We start from the raw sequence: 14,413 nt of genomic DNA on the forward strand, positions 1-14,413 counted from the left end.
GTTCGGCCGATGAATCAACCGCAGGCGCCCAGTGAAGTGATCGTTCTTCGGGAAATGTCGTCGGAGTTTCTCGCCCTGCTGAGACAGGAGGGGGTGAAGACGATCGTTCCTCGGGAAGATAGCAGAATCGAGAGAGCTGCGGCACAGGCAAACATGGCCCCGCAGATATCGGCTGCAAAAGCTGCGGTGCCTCTGGTGCCGATCACAGCCCGAACGCGAATCGGTGAGGGAGGGCACTCGGAGTATGGCGTGCGAGGTGAGGATGCCTCGGTGACTGGTGGCGTCGTGACTGGGATCGGTATGCCCGCGGCTGTCATCGCGATAGCACCCTCCAGCGGTGGCCGCTGAAAGCCAAAAAATGAAACAGCCGCTTATTTAGATGTATCGGGTGCCGAGAAAAAATAACCGGGCGGCCGAAGCCGCCCAGGGTTGGTATCGCTGTTTCGCTCGAGGCGCATCAGCGCTCAGTTCTGGCTAACTGGCGGAGTACCGGACTCGCCCCCAGACACGCCCGCGGTTTCGGGCTCATCGGCGCTGGCCTCACCCGGCGGGGGCAGCTCAGGCTTGCCCACCACGCCTTCGAAGACCAGTTGTTTCTTACCGCCGACGTCTTTGACCTTGACCACGATCGTGTCCTTACCTTCGAACTCACCTTTGAGGAGCTCTTCGGCAAGCGGGTCTTCGATGTAATTCTCGATGGCACGCCGCAAAGGTCGGGCACCAAAGTCGAGATTCGTACCCCGCTTGATGATGAGCTTTTTGGCCTCGTCGGTGAGCACGAGGGACAGCCCGCGTTCGGCCAACCGCTGACGGACCTTGCCCAACTCGAGTTCTACCACGTCGCACAGGTCTTTCTGCGTGAGATGCCGGAAGACGATGATGTCGTCGACGCGGTTGAGGAACTCGGGTCGGAACACTTTCTCGATCTGCTCGATGACACGCCGCTTCATATTCTCGTAGCTCGTGTCATCGTCGGGCTTCTGGAAGCCGAAGGCGGCCTCATTCTTGATCGCCTCGGCACCCGCATTGGTGGTCATGATCAAGATCGTGTTCCGGAAGTCCACGTTACGGCCGAAGCTGTCCGTCAGACGCCCTTCCTCCATCACCTGGAGCAGCATGTTGAACACATCCGGATGGGCCTTCTCGATCTCATCGAGGAGGATGACCGAGTACGGCCGACGCCGGATCTTTTCCGTGAGCTGTCCGCCTTCTTCGTAGCCGACGTAACCCGGCGGCGCACCGATGAGGCGGCTCACGTTGTGTTTCTCCATGTACTCGCTCATGTCGATCTGAATGAGGGCGTCCTCATCGCCGAACATGAACTCGGCGAGGGCCTTGGCGAGGAGCGTCTTACCCACACCCGTCGGACCAGCGAAGATGAAGCATCCCACCGGCCGTTTCGGGTCTTTCAGACCACTCCGGCTCCGCCGTACTGCCCGGGCGATCGACTTGATCGCCTCGTCCTGGCTGACCACCCGCTTGTGCAACTCCTCCTCCATCTTGAGCAGACGGATGGAGTCTTCAGTGGTCATTCGGGTGAGCGGGATGCCGGTCATCTTGGAGACGACCTCGGCCACCACCTCAGCGTCTACGATACCATCCGCGGCAGCGGACTTCTCGCGCCATTCGCGCATCATCGTGGCCTTCTTTTTCTTGAGTTTGTCGGCCTGGTCGCGGAGTTTGGCGGCTTTCTCGAAGTCCTGATTGGCCACCGCCTCTTCTTTCTCCTTGTTGAGCCGCTCGATCTCTTCGTCGATTTCCTTGAGGTCGGGTGGCCGGGTCAGCGACTTCAAGTGCACGCGGGCACCTGCCTCGTCGATCACGTCGATGGCCTTGTCGGGTAGGCACCGGCCGGTGATGTACCGACTGGAGAGTTCCACCGCCGCCACGATGGCATCGTCGGTGATCTGGACGTGGTGATGCTTCTCGTAGCGGTCGCGGAGTCCTTTGAGGATCGCGATGGTTTCTTCCTTGGTGTTCGGTTCCACCATCACGACCTGGAACCGGCGATCGAGAGCACTGTCCTTCTCGATGTATTTGCGGTATTCATCGAGAGTGGTCGCACCGATGCACTGGATTTCGCCGCGGGCGAGGGCCGGTTTGAGGACATTGGACGCGTCGATGGCACCCTCTGCACCACCGGCACCGACCAGCGTGTGCAGCTCATCAATGAACAGGATGACATTGCCCGCCCGGCGGACTTCGTTCATGACCGCTTTGATTCGCTCTTCAAACTGACCGCGGTACTTCGTTCCCGCGACCATCATGGCGAGGTCGAGAACCACCACCCGTTTGTCGAGCAGAATCTCGGGGACGTCGCCCTTGACGATCCTCTGCGCGAAACCTTCCACGATCGCGGTCTTACCGACGCCCGCCTCACCCAAGAGGACTGGGTTGTTCTTGGTCCGCCGGCAGAGGATCTGCATCGTGCGTTCGATTTCTTTTTCACGCCCGATCACCGGATCGAGCTTGCCCTGCCGGGCCAATTCGGTGAGGTCCCGGCCGAAGCTGTCGAGCGCCGGAGTCCGCGAGCGGCTTGCCCGCGCGGAAGGATCACCGGCGGTCGCTTCATCCTGACTTAATCCACCCGAACGATCGGGAGTTTCGGCGGCTTCGCTACCGTGACCGAGCAAGTTGAGAACCTCCTCCCGGACCTCCTCGAGCTTGAGGCCGAGGTTCATCAGCACCTGAGCCGCCACGCCTTCCTGCTCACGGAGCAAGCCAAGCAGGAGGTGCTCAGTCCCAATGTAATTGTGATTGAGATTTCGCGCCTCTTCGGTTGCGTACTCGATGACCTTACGAGCGCGCGGCGTCAGCGGAAGCCGTCCCATGGTCACCATGTCGGGACCGCTCTGGACGAGCTTTTCGACCTCATTGCGAATCCGCTTGAGGTCCACATCCAGGTTGCGCAGCACGTTGGCCGCCACCCCGCTCCCCTCTTTGATGAGGCCGAGCAGGATGTGCTCCGTACCCACGTATTCATGATTGAAACGCTGCGCCTCCTGGTTGGCCAACTGCATGACCTTTCGGGCGCGATCAGTGAATCGTTCGAACATAGTCGTGCCTTCCTCTCGTTTTTTCTCATTGAGGGCGATCGATTGCGGTGGACGTCCGATCACACCTCAATGCTACTTGCCCAACCGTTAATTGTACCGTTTACCGCCCTCCCGCGTGATCGTCGCCGATGAGCCGACGACAACTTTTGGCCAGGCGAAAGGGCTGCCACGATCTGCTCGTGCAACTCGCGTTCCGGCCAAAAAGTCTGCAACATTTTTTCTTCTCTCGGGTGCTTTCGCCTGTGTGTAACAATTATCCCTCTCTTGTGGATCGTTTCCTCTGCTTCCTCCCCAAAAAATCCTACCTCGCCAATCCCCCCTATCAAAAAATGCCCGGCGGGGTAAGAACGACTGCACATCACACAATAATTTACCCCATCGGGCCATCTTTGCGAACTGCCAATTTGGCAGTGTATGTTGTCGCTTTTGCATCACAATCTTTCGCTTTCGTCTCTTTTTGGCTATCCCCCACTGGAATTATACCTGCCGCCGGCTCCTCGGTCTTTGAGGGACAAAACATCTGGCTTTTTTGCCTCCATTTGCTGCGGTGTTGAGTGCGATGGGACTCTGCCGGGGTTTGTTGTTCGGTTCTGTACCGACACGGTGTTTTGGCCGGAAGTTCACCCAGTTCGAGTGATTGCCCACGCCACTTGCTGAATTGTCATGCGGCCTTGGCCGCCGGGGGCTGGGCCACGGCTGGGGGGCCGGGCGAGGGCCTTGTCGGATGGGCTGCTGAAGCGGGCAAATTTTCCGCCGCCTCGCTGGTTATGTGCTGTTCCTCATCATCTTTGGCGACGACCAGCCGGTCCAAAATCTCCAGTTCTCGCTCGATCTCGAATAGCCACGGCGCCGCGCGTTCCACTTTCCGCAATTTGGAAAGGAGTGACCGGGCAGCGGTCAAACGGCCCTGGCGACGCCATACCGATGCCAATAAGAGAGCGGCCTCAACGTCCTGTGGATCCCGCCGGAGACGGTTGCGGAGCAGAGACTCGGCCAGCGCGCGGTCGCCCCGAAGATAGGCGTGAAGCGCCTGCGGATATGTGTCGTCAACCTCGCGCTCGCTGGCGAGTTGCTCTTCCTTGCGGACGAACCGCCACGAGAGCAGAAGGCCGGCGATCCATCCCCCAAAAAACACCACCCAGAGAGCGTTTCGCGCATCCGGCGGAAGAAGTTCCGGCCAAAGTACTGTGGCGGCCAGGGCCACCTGGAAAATTGCCGAAAGAAGCACACTGCCCAACCAGGCCGACCAGGTGGGTCGCAAAAGAAGCGGGGCTAAACCGGGGACCAGCCACAGATACCAAGTGCGGGTTTTCATCAACACAGCTCGATCAGTAATCTTAAAATCACGTCATTGGGAACCCATCTTAATAGGTGTTTCATGCCATACGCAATAGGGGTCAACGTCGTCCTGGTTTCCCCTTGTGTGCAAACGTGCGGGGACTGCTAGGACAACACCCGCGGCAGACTTCTAGACCGTTGGGAAGTTTAGCCCCTTTTGGGGTATTCGGGCAAGACGATCTGGCCCGGCGGTTCCGTTCGCAAGGTTCACTCGTGAATCACTCGGCAAGCCGTCCCGCATGGGGACACCCAGTTTAATAGGACCAATTTATGAATTGCCCGTACCGGGTTGTATCTCTCGCTGCTCGTCAATTCTTGGAAGGAGTGGGAATGATTCGGGACCGGGCGCAGGCATTCTGGCCGGCCGTCTGGTGGCTCTGGCCGGGGACTTGCAGACCTGGCTGTGGTTCAGGGTCCAGGGGGCGACCCGGGCGGTGGCTCCCTTTTCAGGGTTAGGGGCGGGCGGTACACTGAGTGGTGAGAGATTTGGTGGATGGGAAAGAAAGGTTTGGTTTTGTCAGAGTGGAGGTCGAATACCGCCCTTGCGGGATTTCCGGCGGGTGCTCGGTTGACGGGAAATTTGTGGAGCGTGCGGAGCTGAGATGTCCATTACCAAAGAACAAAAGCGCGAGCTGATTGAGCAGTTTCGGACCAGCGAGGCAGACACCGGTTCGCCCGAAGTTCAAATCGCGATTCTGACCACGCGGATTAAGGCTCTCACCGAGCATTTGAAGGTCCATCGCAAAGACTTCGCCAGCCGACGTGGCATGCTCATGATGGTCAGTCGGCGGCGGAAGCTTTTGGATTATCTCAAGCGGACGGCTCCCGATCGCTACTTCGCGATCATCCAGCGGCTCCAGCTCCGCAAGTGATTTTTCTCGCGAGCAGCACCCGGTCGACGATTTGTTGGCATTCCGGCTACGGATGCCATTTCGGCTCCTCGGCGGGCGGTGTGGCGACCTCTCAAAAGCGACCTTGCTGGAAAGGTGACAACATTGAAAGTCCGAGTCGAACGCCGTATTGGGGCTCAAACGTTATGGATTGAAACGGGGGAGTTGGGGAAACAGGCTGCGGGCTGCTGCCTCACGGGGTATGGAGATACGGTGGTTCTTTGTGCGGTGACCACTGGCCCGCCGCGAGAGGGGGTTGACTTCTTTCCGCTCAGTTGTGACTACCGCGAACGCTACGCGGCGGCGGGAAAGTTTCCTGGAGGGTTTCTGAAAAGAGAGGGCCGCCCGACGCCCCGCGAAGTGCTTATCTCGCGATTGATCGACCGGCCAATCCGCCCGCTCTTCCCGGAAGGTTTTATGGACGAAGTTCAGGTCCAGGCGATGGTGATGGCGGCGGATCGCCAGAATGACCCGGATGTCCTGGCGATGATCGGTTCGGCTGCTGCCCTCGCCATCTCGCCGATCCCGTTTTTGGGGCCGGTCGGCTCGGTGCGCGTGGGGCTCATCGAGGGTCAGATTGTGCCTTTCCCCACCGAGGAGATGCTCGATAAAAGCGAGCTGGACCTCGTCGTCTCCGGCACTGAGGAAGGCATCGTCATGATTGAAGGCTTTGCCAAAGAAGTGCCGGAAGACGTGATGGGCGACGCCATTATGGCAGCCTACGAGTACGTCAAGCAGGTCATCGATCTGCAGAAAGAGTTGATTGCTCAGGTTCAACCCGTCAAGAATTCGTTCGAGCCTCTGCCGCCGAGCCCGTTGTACGACCAGCTCAAAGAGCGCTATTACGAAGAATTCAAGCAAGCCAAGCAGGTGCCAGGGAAACTGGAGCGCGCCCAGGCCGTCGAGCAACTCAAGCAAAAAGCCCTTTTGGAAACGATTCCCGATCCAACGGCCGAGGGAGCGCCACCGATCGTGGAGTTCGAAAGGGCCTGGCACGAGCTCGAGCGGCGGGTGGTCCGCGATCTTATTCTCAGCGGCAAGCGACCCGATGGCCGAGGCGTCAAGGAACTCCGCCCGATCACCTGCAAGGTGGACGTCTTGCCGCGGGTACATGGTTCGGCCCTGTTCCAGCGCGGTGAAACGCAGGCCATGATCACCGTGACACTGGGCACCACGCGTGACCAGCAGTTGGTGGACGGGATCATGGAGGAGTACGGCAAGAAATTCATGCTGGACTATTACTTCCCGCCGTTTTCGGTGGGTGAGTGCCGGCCGATTCGCGGACCCAGCCGGAGAGAGATCGGACACGGGAATCTCGCCGAACGGAGTGTGGAGCCGGTCCTGCCTGACCCGGAGGTGTTCCCCTACACCATCCGGATCATTTCCGACATTCTGGAATCTAACGGTTCCAGCTCCATGGCCACAGTGTGCGGCGCCACGTTGGGTTTGATGGCTGCGGGTGTGCCGATCCGCAATCCCGTGGCGGGGATTTCGATCGGGCTGATCAAAGAATCGGACGATAATTGGCTCCTGCTCACCGACATCATCGGGGATGAAGACCATTTCGGGGACATGGATTTCAAGGTAGCGGGGACTCAGAACGGGGTTACCGGCATCCAGCTCGATCTGAAAGTCCGCTCCATTCACGAGGGCATCATTCGCGCCACCCTGGAGCAGGCGCGGGAAGCGCGAATTGAGATCCTCCGCAAGATGCTATCCGTGATTTCACGGCCGCGAGATGATATCTCGGTCTTTGCACCGCGGTTGCTGCGGACCAAGATCGATCCGGACAAGATCGGCATGCTGATTGGGCCGGGTGGAAAAACAATCCGCAGCATCCAGGAAAAGACCAATTCCACCATCGAGGTGGAAGACGATGGAACGGTGACCATCGCCGCGTACAGTTTGGAAGACGCCCAGGCTGCGCTCAAACAGGTGGAGGCCGTCACGGCGACCATCGAGGTGGGAAAAATCTACGACGGTCGAGTCACCAGCATTAAAGACTTTGGCGCGTTCGTGGAGATTCTGCCCGGCAAAGACGGCCTGTGCCACATCAGCGAGCTGGCTGACGAATATGTGGCAAACGTCTCGGATATCTGCAAGGTGGGTGACACGGTTCCCGTCAAGGTGATCGCCATCGATGATCAGGATCGGGTGAAGCTCAGTCGGAAAAGCGCTCTCCGCGAACTGGCACAAAAGCAGAAAGAAGCGGAGGGTGGCGGCAGCTCATCGAGTGGCGGGACGACTCCACCTCACCAGCCGCCACAACGGCGACAACCGCCCAGCCACCGACGGCGTACCTAGACCAGGATTTTGCCTCCTTCCCCCCAGCAGGCAGCCGATGCTTTTGGACTGGCGACCGTCCGGCCCACTGCCTATTTGTACCGGCTTGGGGCATCCTGTATGATGACAGGGAACGGCGGGTAGCGCGTCTGGGGAACCGGTGTGGCCGCCGACAGTCACGAGCGGCAAGCTTCGGCAGGATTAGGCTTCTCCTTCGACGGAAGGGCACAATGGACGGCGATTCCTCCCGTGTGCGAGATGATGTGTCCCAGCGGCTCATCGACCAGTACACGGAGCTTGCGCGCCTGGCCGGTGCCTTGGCCCATGAAATCAAAAATCCTCTCTCGACAATCCGACTCAATCTGGAACTTTTGGCTGAAGATTTTGCCAATTCAGAGAATCCGCGGGAACGGCGAGCGCTCAACCGCATCCAGATCGTTCAGCGGGAATGCGAACGATTGCAAAGCATTCTGGACGACTTCTTGAAGTTCACCCGGGCGGATCGGCTCAATCTGGAACCGGCCAACTTGAATGAAGAGATCCGACGTGCCTTGCAGTTCTACGCGGCGCAGGCACGGGAGTCGAACATTCGCATTATGGATTTTCTAGCCAGCAATTTGCCAACGGTGTTGCTGGATCGTGCGGCCTTTCAGACGGCGCTTCAGAACCTGTTAATCAATGCTTTGCAGGCGATGCCCCAGGGTGGGGAACTGGTTGTCCGCACGGTTCCCTCTCCCGAGGGTGTGGTCATTGATTTGATCGACAATGGCTGCGGGATGGATGCCCAAACGCTGGCCCATGCATTTGACGCGTTTTTCACGACAAAACGGGGCGGGACTGGTTTGGGACTGCCCACTGCCCGGCGAATCATCGAGGCCCACGGCGGTTCTATCACGGCCCAGAGTGAGGTCGGCCACGGCACGCAAATAACCATTAAACTTCCCATCCCCCGACAATTGCCAGGAGAGACGGTAGCGAGTGATGAGCGAGCGACTCAGTCCCCCAGAGCAGAAAAGCAAATCAGTGGCGGTTGACATCAAGGACCGCCCCAATGCTCGAATCCTCATTATCGATAATGACCCCGCTCATGCGGAGGTCATGGCGGAGGCTTTGGAGCGGGAAGGGTACCAGTGTCGACTTGCCACGTCGGGACCGGAGGGCGCGAAACTCATCAGAGAAGAAGAGTTTGATGTCATTATCACCGATCTTGTGATGAACGAAATTGACGGCTTGGATATCCTCCGGTTGGCGAAGCAGGAACAACCGGAAGCGGAGGTTATCCTTGTGACCGGTCACGGAACGATTCAGTCGGCCGTCACCGCCATGCGGGAGGGGGCCTTCAACTATTTGCTCAAACCCCTGGATCTGGCGCAACTGCGTGCGGTGACGGAAAAGGCGGTGGAGAGTGTTCAGCTCCGGCGGACGAATGTGGAACTCCATCGCCGGCTGGACGAAACCTTCGGATTCCAAGGCATTGTGGGTAACAGCCCACAAATGCGCGCTGTGCTGGAAAAAGTCAAACGAATCGCCCCCACAAATGCCACGGTGCTCATTCTTGGAGAAACGGGGACGGGCAAGGAACTCATCGCGCAGGCCATCCATCAAAACAGCCCCCGAAAAAACAAGCCGTTTGTCGCCCTCAATTGTGCGGCGCTTAGCGAAAACATCCTGGAAAGTGAGTTGTTTGGTCACGTCAAAGGAGCATTCACGGATGCCTGCGCGGATCGGGTGGGAAAGTTCGAATATGCCCACGGCGGCACGCTGTTCCTCGACGAAGTGGGCGATATGCCCATGGCCACGCAGATCAAATTGCTGCGCGTTCTAGAAAATGGAGAGATCACGCGAGTGGGTTCCAACGATCCCATCAAGGTGAATGTTCGGGTACTTTCGGCGACCAATCAAAACTTGGAGGCGCTGGTGGAGGAGGGACGCTTCCGCCGCGATCTTTACCACCGTCTCAATGTGGTCAGTATCCGGCTGCCGAGTCTGGCCGAGCGGGCGGAGGATATCCCCATCCTCATCGACCACTTCATGAAAATGTTCGCCAAAAAACACAACAAGCATATCAAGGGGATGACCCCTGCTGCCCGCCGCCGTTTGCAGATGTATTCCTGGCCAGGAAATGTCCGGGAACTGCGCAACGTTATCGAGAGCATGACCGTCGTGGATTACGATGGCATCCTCGATGTCGACGATCTACCGGAGCAATTTGCGGATGGCGATACCCGTCGCACGGACGCCAATAATGTGTCCTTAGCCGCGTTGGTAGGCAAGCCGCTGGAAGAAATTGAGAAGATGTTTATTGCGGAGACGCTCCGCGCCACAGGCGGAAACCGTGAGGAAGCTGCCCGGCTTCTCGGCATCGGTGAGCGCACGCTCTATCGTAAAATCAAGGAATACGGGTTGTCGTGACTCTTTTCTCTCCTGCCGATCGCCCCAACAATTGGTGTTGTCGGGTGCTGTTGAAGGAAATTGAGGTTGAAATTTTCGGGGGCGATAGAACCAGTCAACGGAGGTTCGGATGGCGAAGATTCGCCGTCTTCCCCAGAGTGTGATCAACAAAATCGCGGCTGGCGAGGTTATCGAACGTCCGGCCAGTGTGGTGAAAGAACTCGTCGAGAACTCCCTGGACGCCGGTGCCACGCGGATTGATGTTGCGGTGGCCAAGGGCGGTATCGAATTCATCCGCGTGGCCGACAATGGTTGCGGCATCGCCTTTGAAGACCTGGAGCTGGCTGTCGCCAGTCACGCGACAAGTAAAATCGGGGATGCGGAAGATCTCTTCCACGTGCGCACGCTGGGATTTCGGGGAGAAGCGCTTGCCTCCATTGCCGAGGTGAGTCATCTTCGTCTTCGCAGTCGCACTCCAGATTCCGATTCCGGTGGGGAAATCTACGTGGAGGGCGGTCTGGTGCGGTCTCTTGCGCCGTGCGGTTGCCCTGTGGGAACGGTCGTCGAGGTCCGCCAGCTGTTCTTCAATACCCCGGTGCGAAGAAAGTTCCTCCGCTCCACAACGACGGAACTGGGCCATATTTCAGAAACCGTGGCAAAACTGGCGCTGGCCCATTTCCGCGTGCATTTCACCCTGACGCATAACGATCGGCCGGTCCTCCAGTTGCCGGCAGCCGCCGGTCTGTTGGAACGAATAGCAGCGCTTTACGGCCAGGATCTGGCGGACTCCCTCATTCCGGTTTCCAGCGAAGATGGGCCGGTGCGGCTTTACGGATATGTGGCCCATCCGGCGTTCAGTCGCCCCAATGCAAAAATGCAATTTCTGTTTTTAAATGGTCGAGCCATCCGGGATCGCAATCTTCAGCACGCCCTCAATGAGGCTTACCGGGGCCTTCTGACCGTGGGACGCCAGCCGGTGGCTTTCCTGGTCCTGGAAATGCCGCCCGAAATGGTGGATGTGAATGTCCATCCCACGAAACAGGAGGTGCGCTTTCTGGATAGCGGGAGGCTCTACAGCCAGCTCCTCGGCACGCTACGCAGGGAATTTCTTAGCAGTGACCTCAGCACGCGTATTCCTGCACCGACCCCCGAGCAGGACGGCGATTCCTGGCGCTCGCCCCACGATCCAGAAAAAGTTCGGGCGACGCGTCAGCAGATCGTGGAATGGGCGAAAGGGGAACTTCAGCAAAGACTGGCAGGAAATTTGGCCACGGGCTCAGAGACGGCGAAAGCCGTGTCGGATTTTGCCCATGCTTCCTTGTATTCCAGTGAAACCGCCCGACCGGCTTTGCGATCAGGAGAGACCATCGCCCCCGGGGAGCAACGAGCTGAACACAAGCGAGACCTCGCCACAGCCGTTGTGGAGCTCCGCTCTGCCGGTTCAGGTGCGTCAGACTTCGGTCAAACTACCGAATCGCTTGGGCGAAAAGTGGAACAGGGTGCCCATCCGGAGCTGGGGCTGGGCAGCGAGGCGCCGGCGAAGGTGCTCCAAATCCACAACCGGTATCTCATTACCGAAAGCGATGAGGGCCTGGTGGTCATCGACCAGCACGCGCTGCATGAACGGATTCTCTATGAGCAGCTTCGACAAAGCCTCCAGGATGGTCCGTTGACCACCCAGCAACTTCTCATCCCCGAGCCCGTGGACCTCTCTCCCGTGGAGGCGGCGTTAGCCCTGGAGAACAAAGAACTTCTTGCTGAGTTAGGTCTCTCCATCGAGCCTTTCGGCGGAACAACGGTGCTCGTGCACAGTTATCCGGCCATGCTCCGGCACATGTCGGCCGGGGATTTGCTCCGCTCCGTGCTAGCCGCACTCGCCGAGGGAAGAAGCCAGCCGGACCGCGCCACGTTGCTGGACAGCATTCTTCACAGCCTGGCTTGCAAGGCAGCCATCAAAGCAGGGGAACGGCTTGCTCCGGAACAAGTGCGGGCGCTTTTGGAACAAAGCCGCCAGGTGCTTCATTCTCACCATTGCCCGCACGGTCGGCCGACAATGCTGGTCTTTTCGCGTGAGGAACTCGATCGCTACTTCCGCCGAACATAATGCGCTGGGATTCCCCTGTATTGTTGCTTTTTGACGGGATGTGCATCTATACTGATGTGGGACTTTAATGGGCTTTAGCAACGGGAGGGTACAACCAATGGCCTGGCCGTTTTTGCGGATCGGGAACCAGACGGCGTTCAGCGCGACTGATCCCACGGATCCCTATCGCTTCGCCGTGGAACACGGTTTTGACGCCTTCGAATGGTTCAACGATAAACGGCACGGCTGGGGCTGGTGTCAGGAAGACGCAGACGAGTACGACCGGCGGCAGATTCGCCAGACGGGTGAGCAAAAACACATTGCCTACAGCGTCCATGCCCGCTGCCAGGCTGATATCACCACACCGGAAGGCCGGGAGGACGTGCTCCGCAGCGTTCAGTTCGCTAGTGACATTGGTGCCAAACTGGTGAACATCTACTACCACGGTACGCAGGGCGTGGAAGGCTTTGCCGAGGCCCTGCGTCCGATCATGGAAGCGGCCACTCCCGCTCAAATCAAGATCAGCGTGGAAAATACTGTCTTCGTAGGGCCGGAAGAATTCAACGATCTGTTCGCATTTCTTCGCGAGAAAGAATGGTATGTGCCCGGTCAGGTGGGATTGTGCTTTGACATGGGGCACGCCAATCTTTGCGCAGCGACGCGGAACAATTATGTCGGTTTCTTGGAAAAACTGTCCTCGCAGGTTCCCATCATTCATCTCCATGTGCACGAGAATTGGGGGGATGGTGATAGTCACCTGCCCCTTTTCACGGGACCCGCTAGGATGGACGACTCCGGCGTTCGCGCAATGTTCCGGATCCTCAAGGAACGGGGGTATGATGGACTGATCATCATGGAGCAATGGCCCCAACCGGCCGAGCAGCTCCTGCACACACGCCAGAGATTGAAAGACCTTCTCCTTTCGCTGTGACCAATCCGTGGGATGGCCCCCTCGCCGGGAAAGTAAAAAGGACGCCCCCGTTAGAAATCAGCGAGAACTGATTGTTAAGATGCGATAAATGCGCAATCTTTTCTTTTCGTGCTGTTTTTCTTTCCGGAAGCCCTGCGAAAAAGCGATATTCTCGATACGAGCGGAAACGCTGTCCGTCTGAAGCACGGATGCGCTTTTGAAATTCTGGATGGTCTTTCCAGTCTATGGGGGACGCCATGGAAACACGGACGTTTTTAGCAGTTTTGGCAGCAAGTGGTTTAATTGCCGGAACGGCAATGGCTCAATGGGGATCCTCCGGCGCGTATCCCAATCCCTGGGGAACCGCCTTCCCGGTGGGATATTTTGAACAGGGAGGTCCGGCTCCGCAGCCACTTACTCCCGTTCCGGAGGGATCTTCCGGCGCTCCGGCAGAGGCATGTCCGACCGGCCGCCTTCCGGTCTGGCAGGTCTGGGGTGAGTACCTTTATCTCCGTCCTTCTGACGTGGATGTCCCGTGGGCTGTTGCGATCAATGGGGCGATCGGCACTGGCGATATTCCCATTCAGGTTGGCCGGATCGCCAACGCCGACATCGATTTCGACTCCGGTTTCCGAGTCGGGGTCGGTCGGGTGGTAGATGAATGCTCGAGTGCGGGTGTCAGCTACACCTTCTTTGAAAGCAACTCTAATGACTCGCTTAGCACAGACGCCCCGCTTGTCTTGCGCTCTCTCGTGGCTCATCCGGGTACTCTGACTGCGGCCGCCGATTACCTGCGTGGAGTCGCCAGCAACGATGTGGACTTTCAGTTAATCGATGCCGATTATCGCCACATTTTCGGCAGCAATTGTTATGGTTCGTGGAACTGGCTGGTCGGTGGTCGATATGCTCAACTGGAACAGGATTTTTCTTCCACGTTCTTTAACAACGGCGTGGAAAACGTCCTCACTGACATCCGGTTTTATGGTGGTGGAATTCGGCTCGGACTAGAAGGCGAACGCCACTTCCAGAACACAAACCTGCTGGTTTACGGCCGCAGTGCCGCCAGCTTTGTGGCAGGAGACTTCCGTGCCCGGTATTTCCAAGGACAGTCCTTCACCAGTGTGGAAGTGGATACTCGTTGGCGTGCTTCCCGGGTGGTTCCAATCCTTGATCTTGAGTTGGGTAGCGGTTGGGTCAGCGACAACGGTTGTGTGATGTTCACCGTCGGTTACATGGTGAGCGCCTGGTTCAATGCGGTGGACGCCGACACCTTCATCCGCGGTGTTCAGAGCAACAATTTCAGTGGCATGGATGACACTGTGGTGTTCGATGGTTTGGTGGGACGGGCGGAAATCCGCTTCTGATAGTTTGCTAGCTCCAGCGTCCCCCAGCAGAAACACCTGACATCGTTCCCGCTCGCACTCGCTGTTCGACAAGCAGCGAGTGTTTTTTGTTGGATGTT

10 protein-coding genes are annotated in these 14,413 nt (G+C 58.1%); 8 read left to right on the plus strand and 2 right to left on the minus strand.

Features of this window, described 5'->3' with window-relative positions; translation table 11 throughout:
- The coding region (locus ABJK56_RS02790) for a hypothetical protein (protein WP_347243142.1) at nucleotides 1-348 on the plus strand (348 nt) is incomplete at its 5' end.
- A 116-nt stretch (nucleotides 349-464) separates the two neighbouring features.
- Here the strand turns inward: ABJK56_RS02790 and ABJK56_RS02795 are convergent.
- A complete protein-coding gene (locus ABJK56_RS02795) occupies nucleotides 465-3,056 on the minus strand; it encodes an ATP-dependent Clp protease ATP-binding subunit (protein WP_347243143.1) in 2,592 nt (863 codons plus the stop codon).
- Between the two features lie 661 nt (nucleotides 3,057-3,717).
- On the minus strand, nucleotides 3,718-4,371 hold the full coding sequence (locus ABJK56_RS02800; RefSeq protein WP_347243144.1) for a tetratricopeptide repeat protein: 654 nt from the start codon (nucleotides 4,369-4,371) through the stop codon (nucleotides 3,718-3,720).
- A gap of 625 nt (nucleotides 4,372-4,996) precedes the next feature.
- Between ABJK56_RS02800 and rpsO the strand changes: the two genes are divergently transcribed.
- From rpsO to ABJK56_RS02835, 7 genes are all read left to right on the plus strand, one after another.
- A complete protein-coding gene (gene rpsO / locus ABJK56_RS02805; RefSeq protein ID WP_095414049.1) occupies nucleotides 4,997-5,266 on the plus strand; it encodes a 30S ribosomal protein S15 in 270 nt (89 codons plus the stop codon).
- A 114-nt stretch (nucleotides 5,267-5,380) separates the two neighbouring features.
- Nucleotides 5,381-7,588, plus strand: a complete 2,208-nt coding sequence (gene pnp / locus ABJK56_RS02810) for a polyribonucleotide nucleotidyltransferase (protein ID WP_347243145.1) — start codon at nucleotides 5,381-5,383, stop codon at nucleotides 7,586-7,588.
- A gap of 209 nt (nucleotides 7,589-7,797) precedes the next feature.
- A complete protein-coding gene (locus ABJK56_RS02815; RefSeq protein WP_347243146.1) occupies nucleotides 7,798-8,601 on the plus strand; it encodes an ATP-binding protein in 804 nt (267 codons plus the stop codon).
- A complete protein-coding gene (locus ABJK56_RS02820; RefSeq protein WP_347243147.1) occupies nucleotides 8,549-9,979 on the plus strand; it encodes a sigma-54 dependent transcriptional regulator in 1,431 nt (476 codons plus the stop codon). Before ABJK56_RS02815 ends, ABJK56_RS02820 begins: the two co-directional genes overlap by 53 nt.
- A gap of 109 nt (nucleotides 9,980-10,088) precedes the next feature.
- Nucleotides 10,089-12,062 (plus strand): DNA mismatch repair endonuclease MutL, encoded by a 1,974-nt coding sequence (mutL, locus tag ABJK56_RS02825; RefSeq protein ID WP_347243148.1) that lies wholly within the window; start codon nucleotides 10,089-10,091, stop codon nucleotides 12,060-12,062.
- A 97-nt stretch (nucleotides 12,063-12,159) separates the two neighbouring features.
- Entirely contained in the window at nucleotides 12,160-12,972 is an 813-nt protein-coding gene (locus ABJK56_RS02830) for a sugar phosphate isomerase/epimerase family protein (protein ID WP_347243149.1), read from the plus strand.
- Between the two features lie 236 nt (nucleotides 12,973-13,208).
- Complete coding sequence (locus tag ABJK56_RS02835; protein ID WP_347243150.1) at nucleotides 13,209-14,315, plus strand: Lpg1974 family pore-forming outer membrane protein; 1,107 nt, start codon at nucleotides 13,209-13,211, stop codon at nucleotides 14,313-14,315.
- Nucleotides 14,316-14,413 lie beyond the last annotated feature (98 nt).

It is taken from the genome of Thermogutta sp., assembly GCF_039793925.1.
Classification (GTDB): Bacteria; Planctomycetota; Planctomycetia; order Pirellulales; family Thermoguttaceae; genus Thermogutta.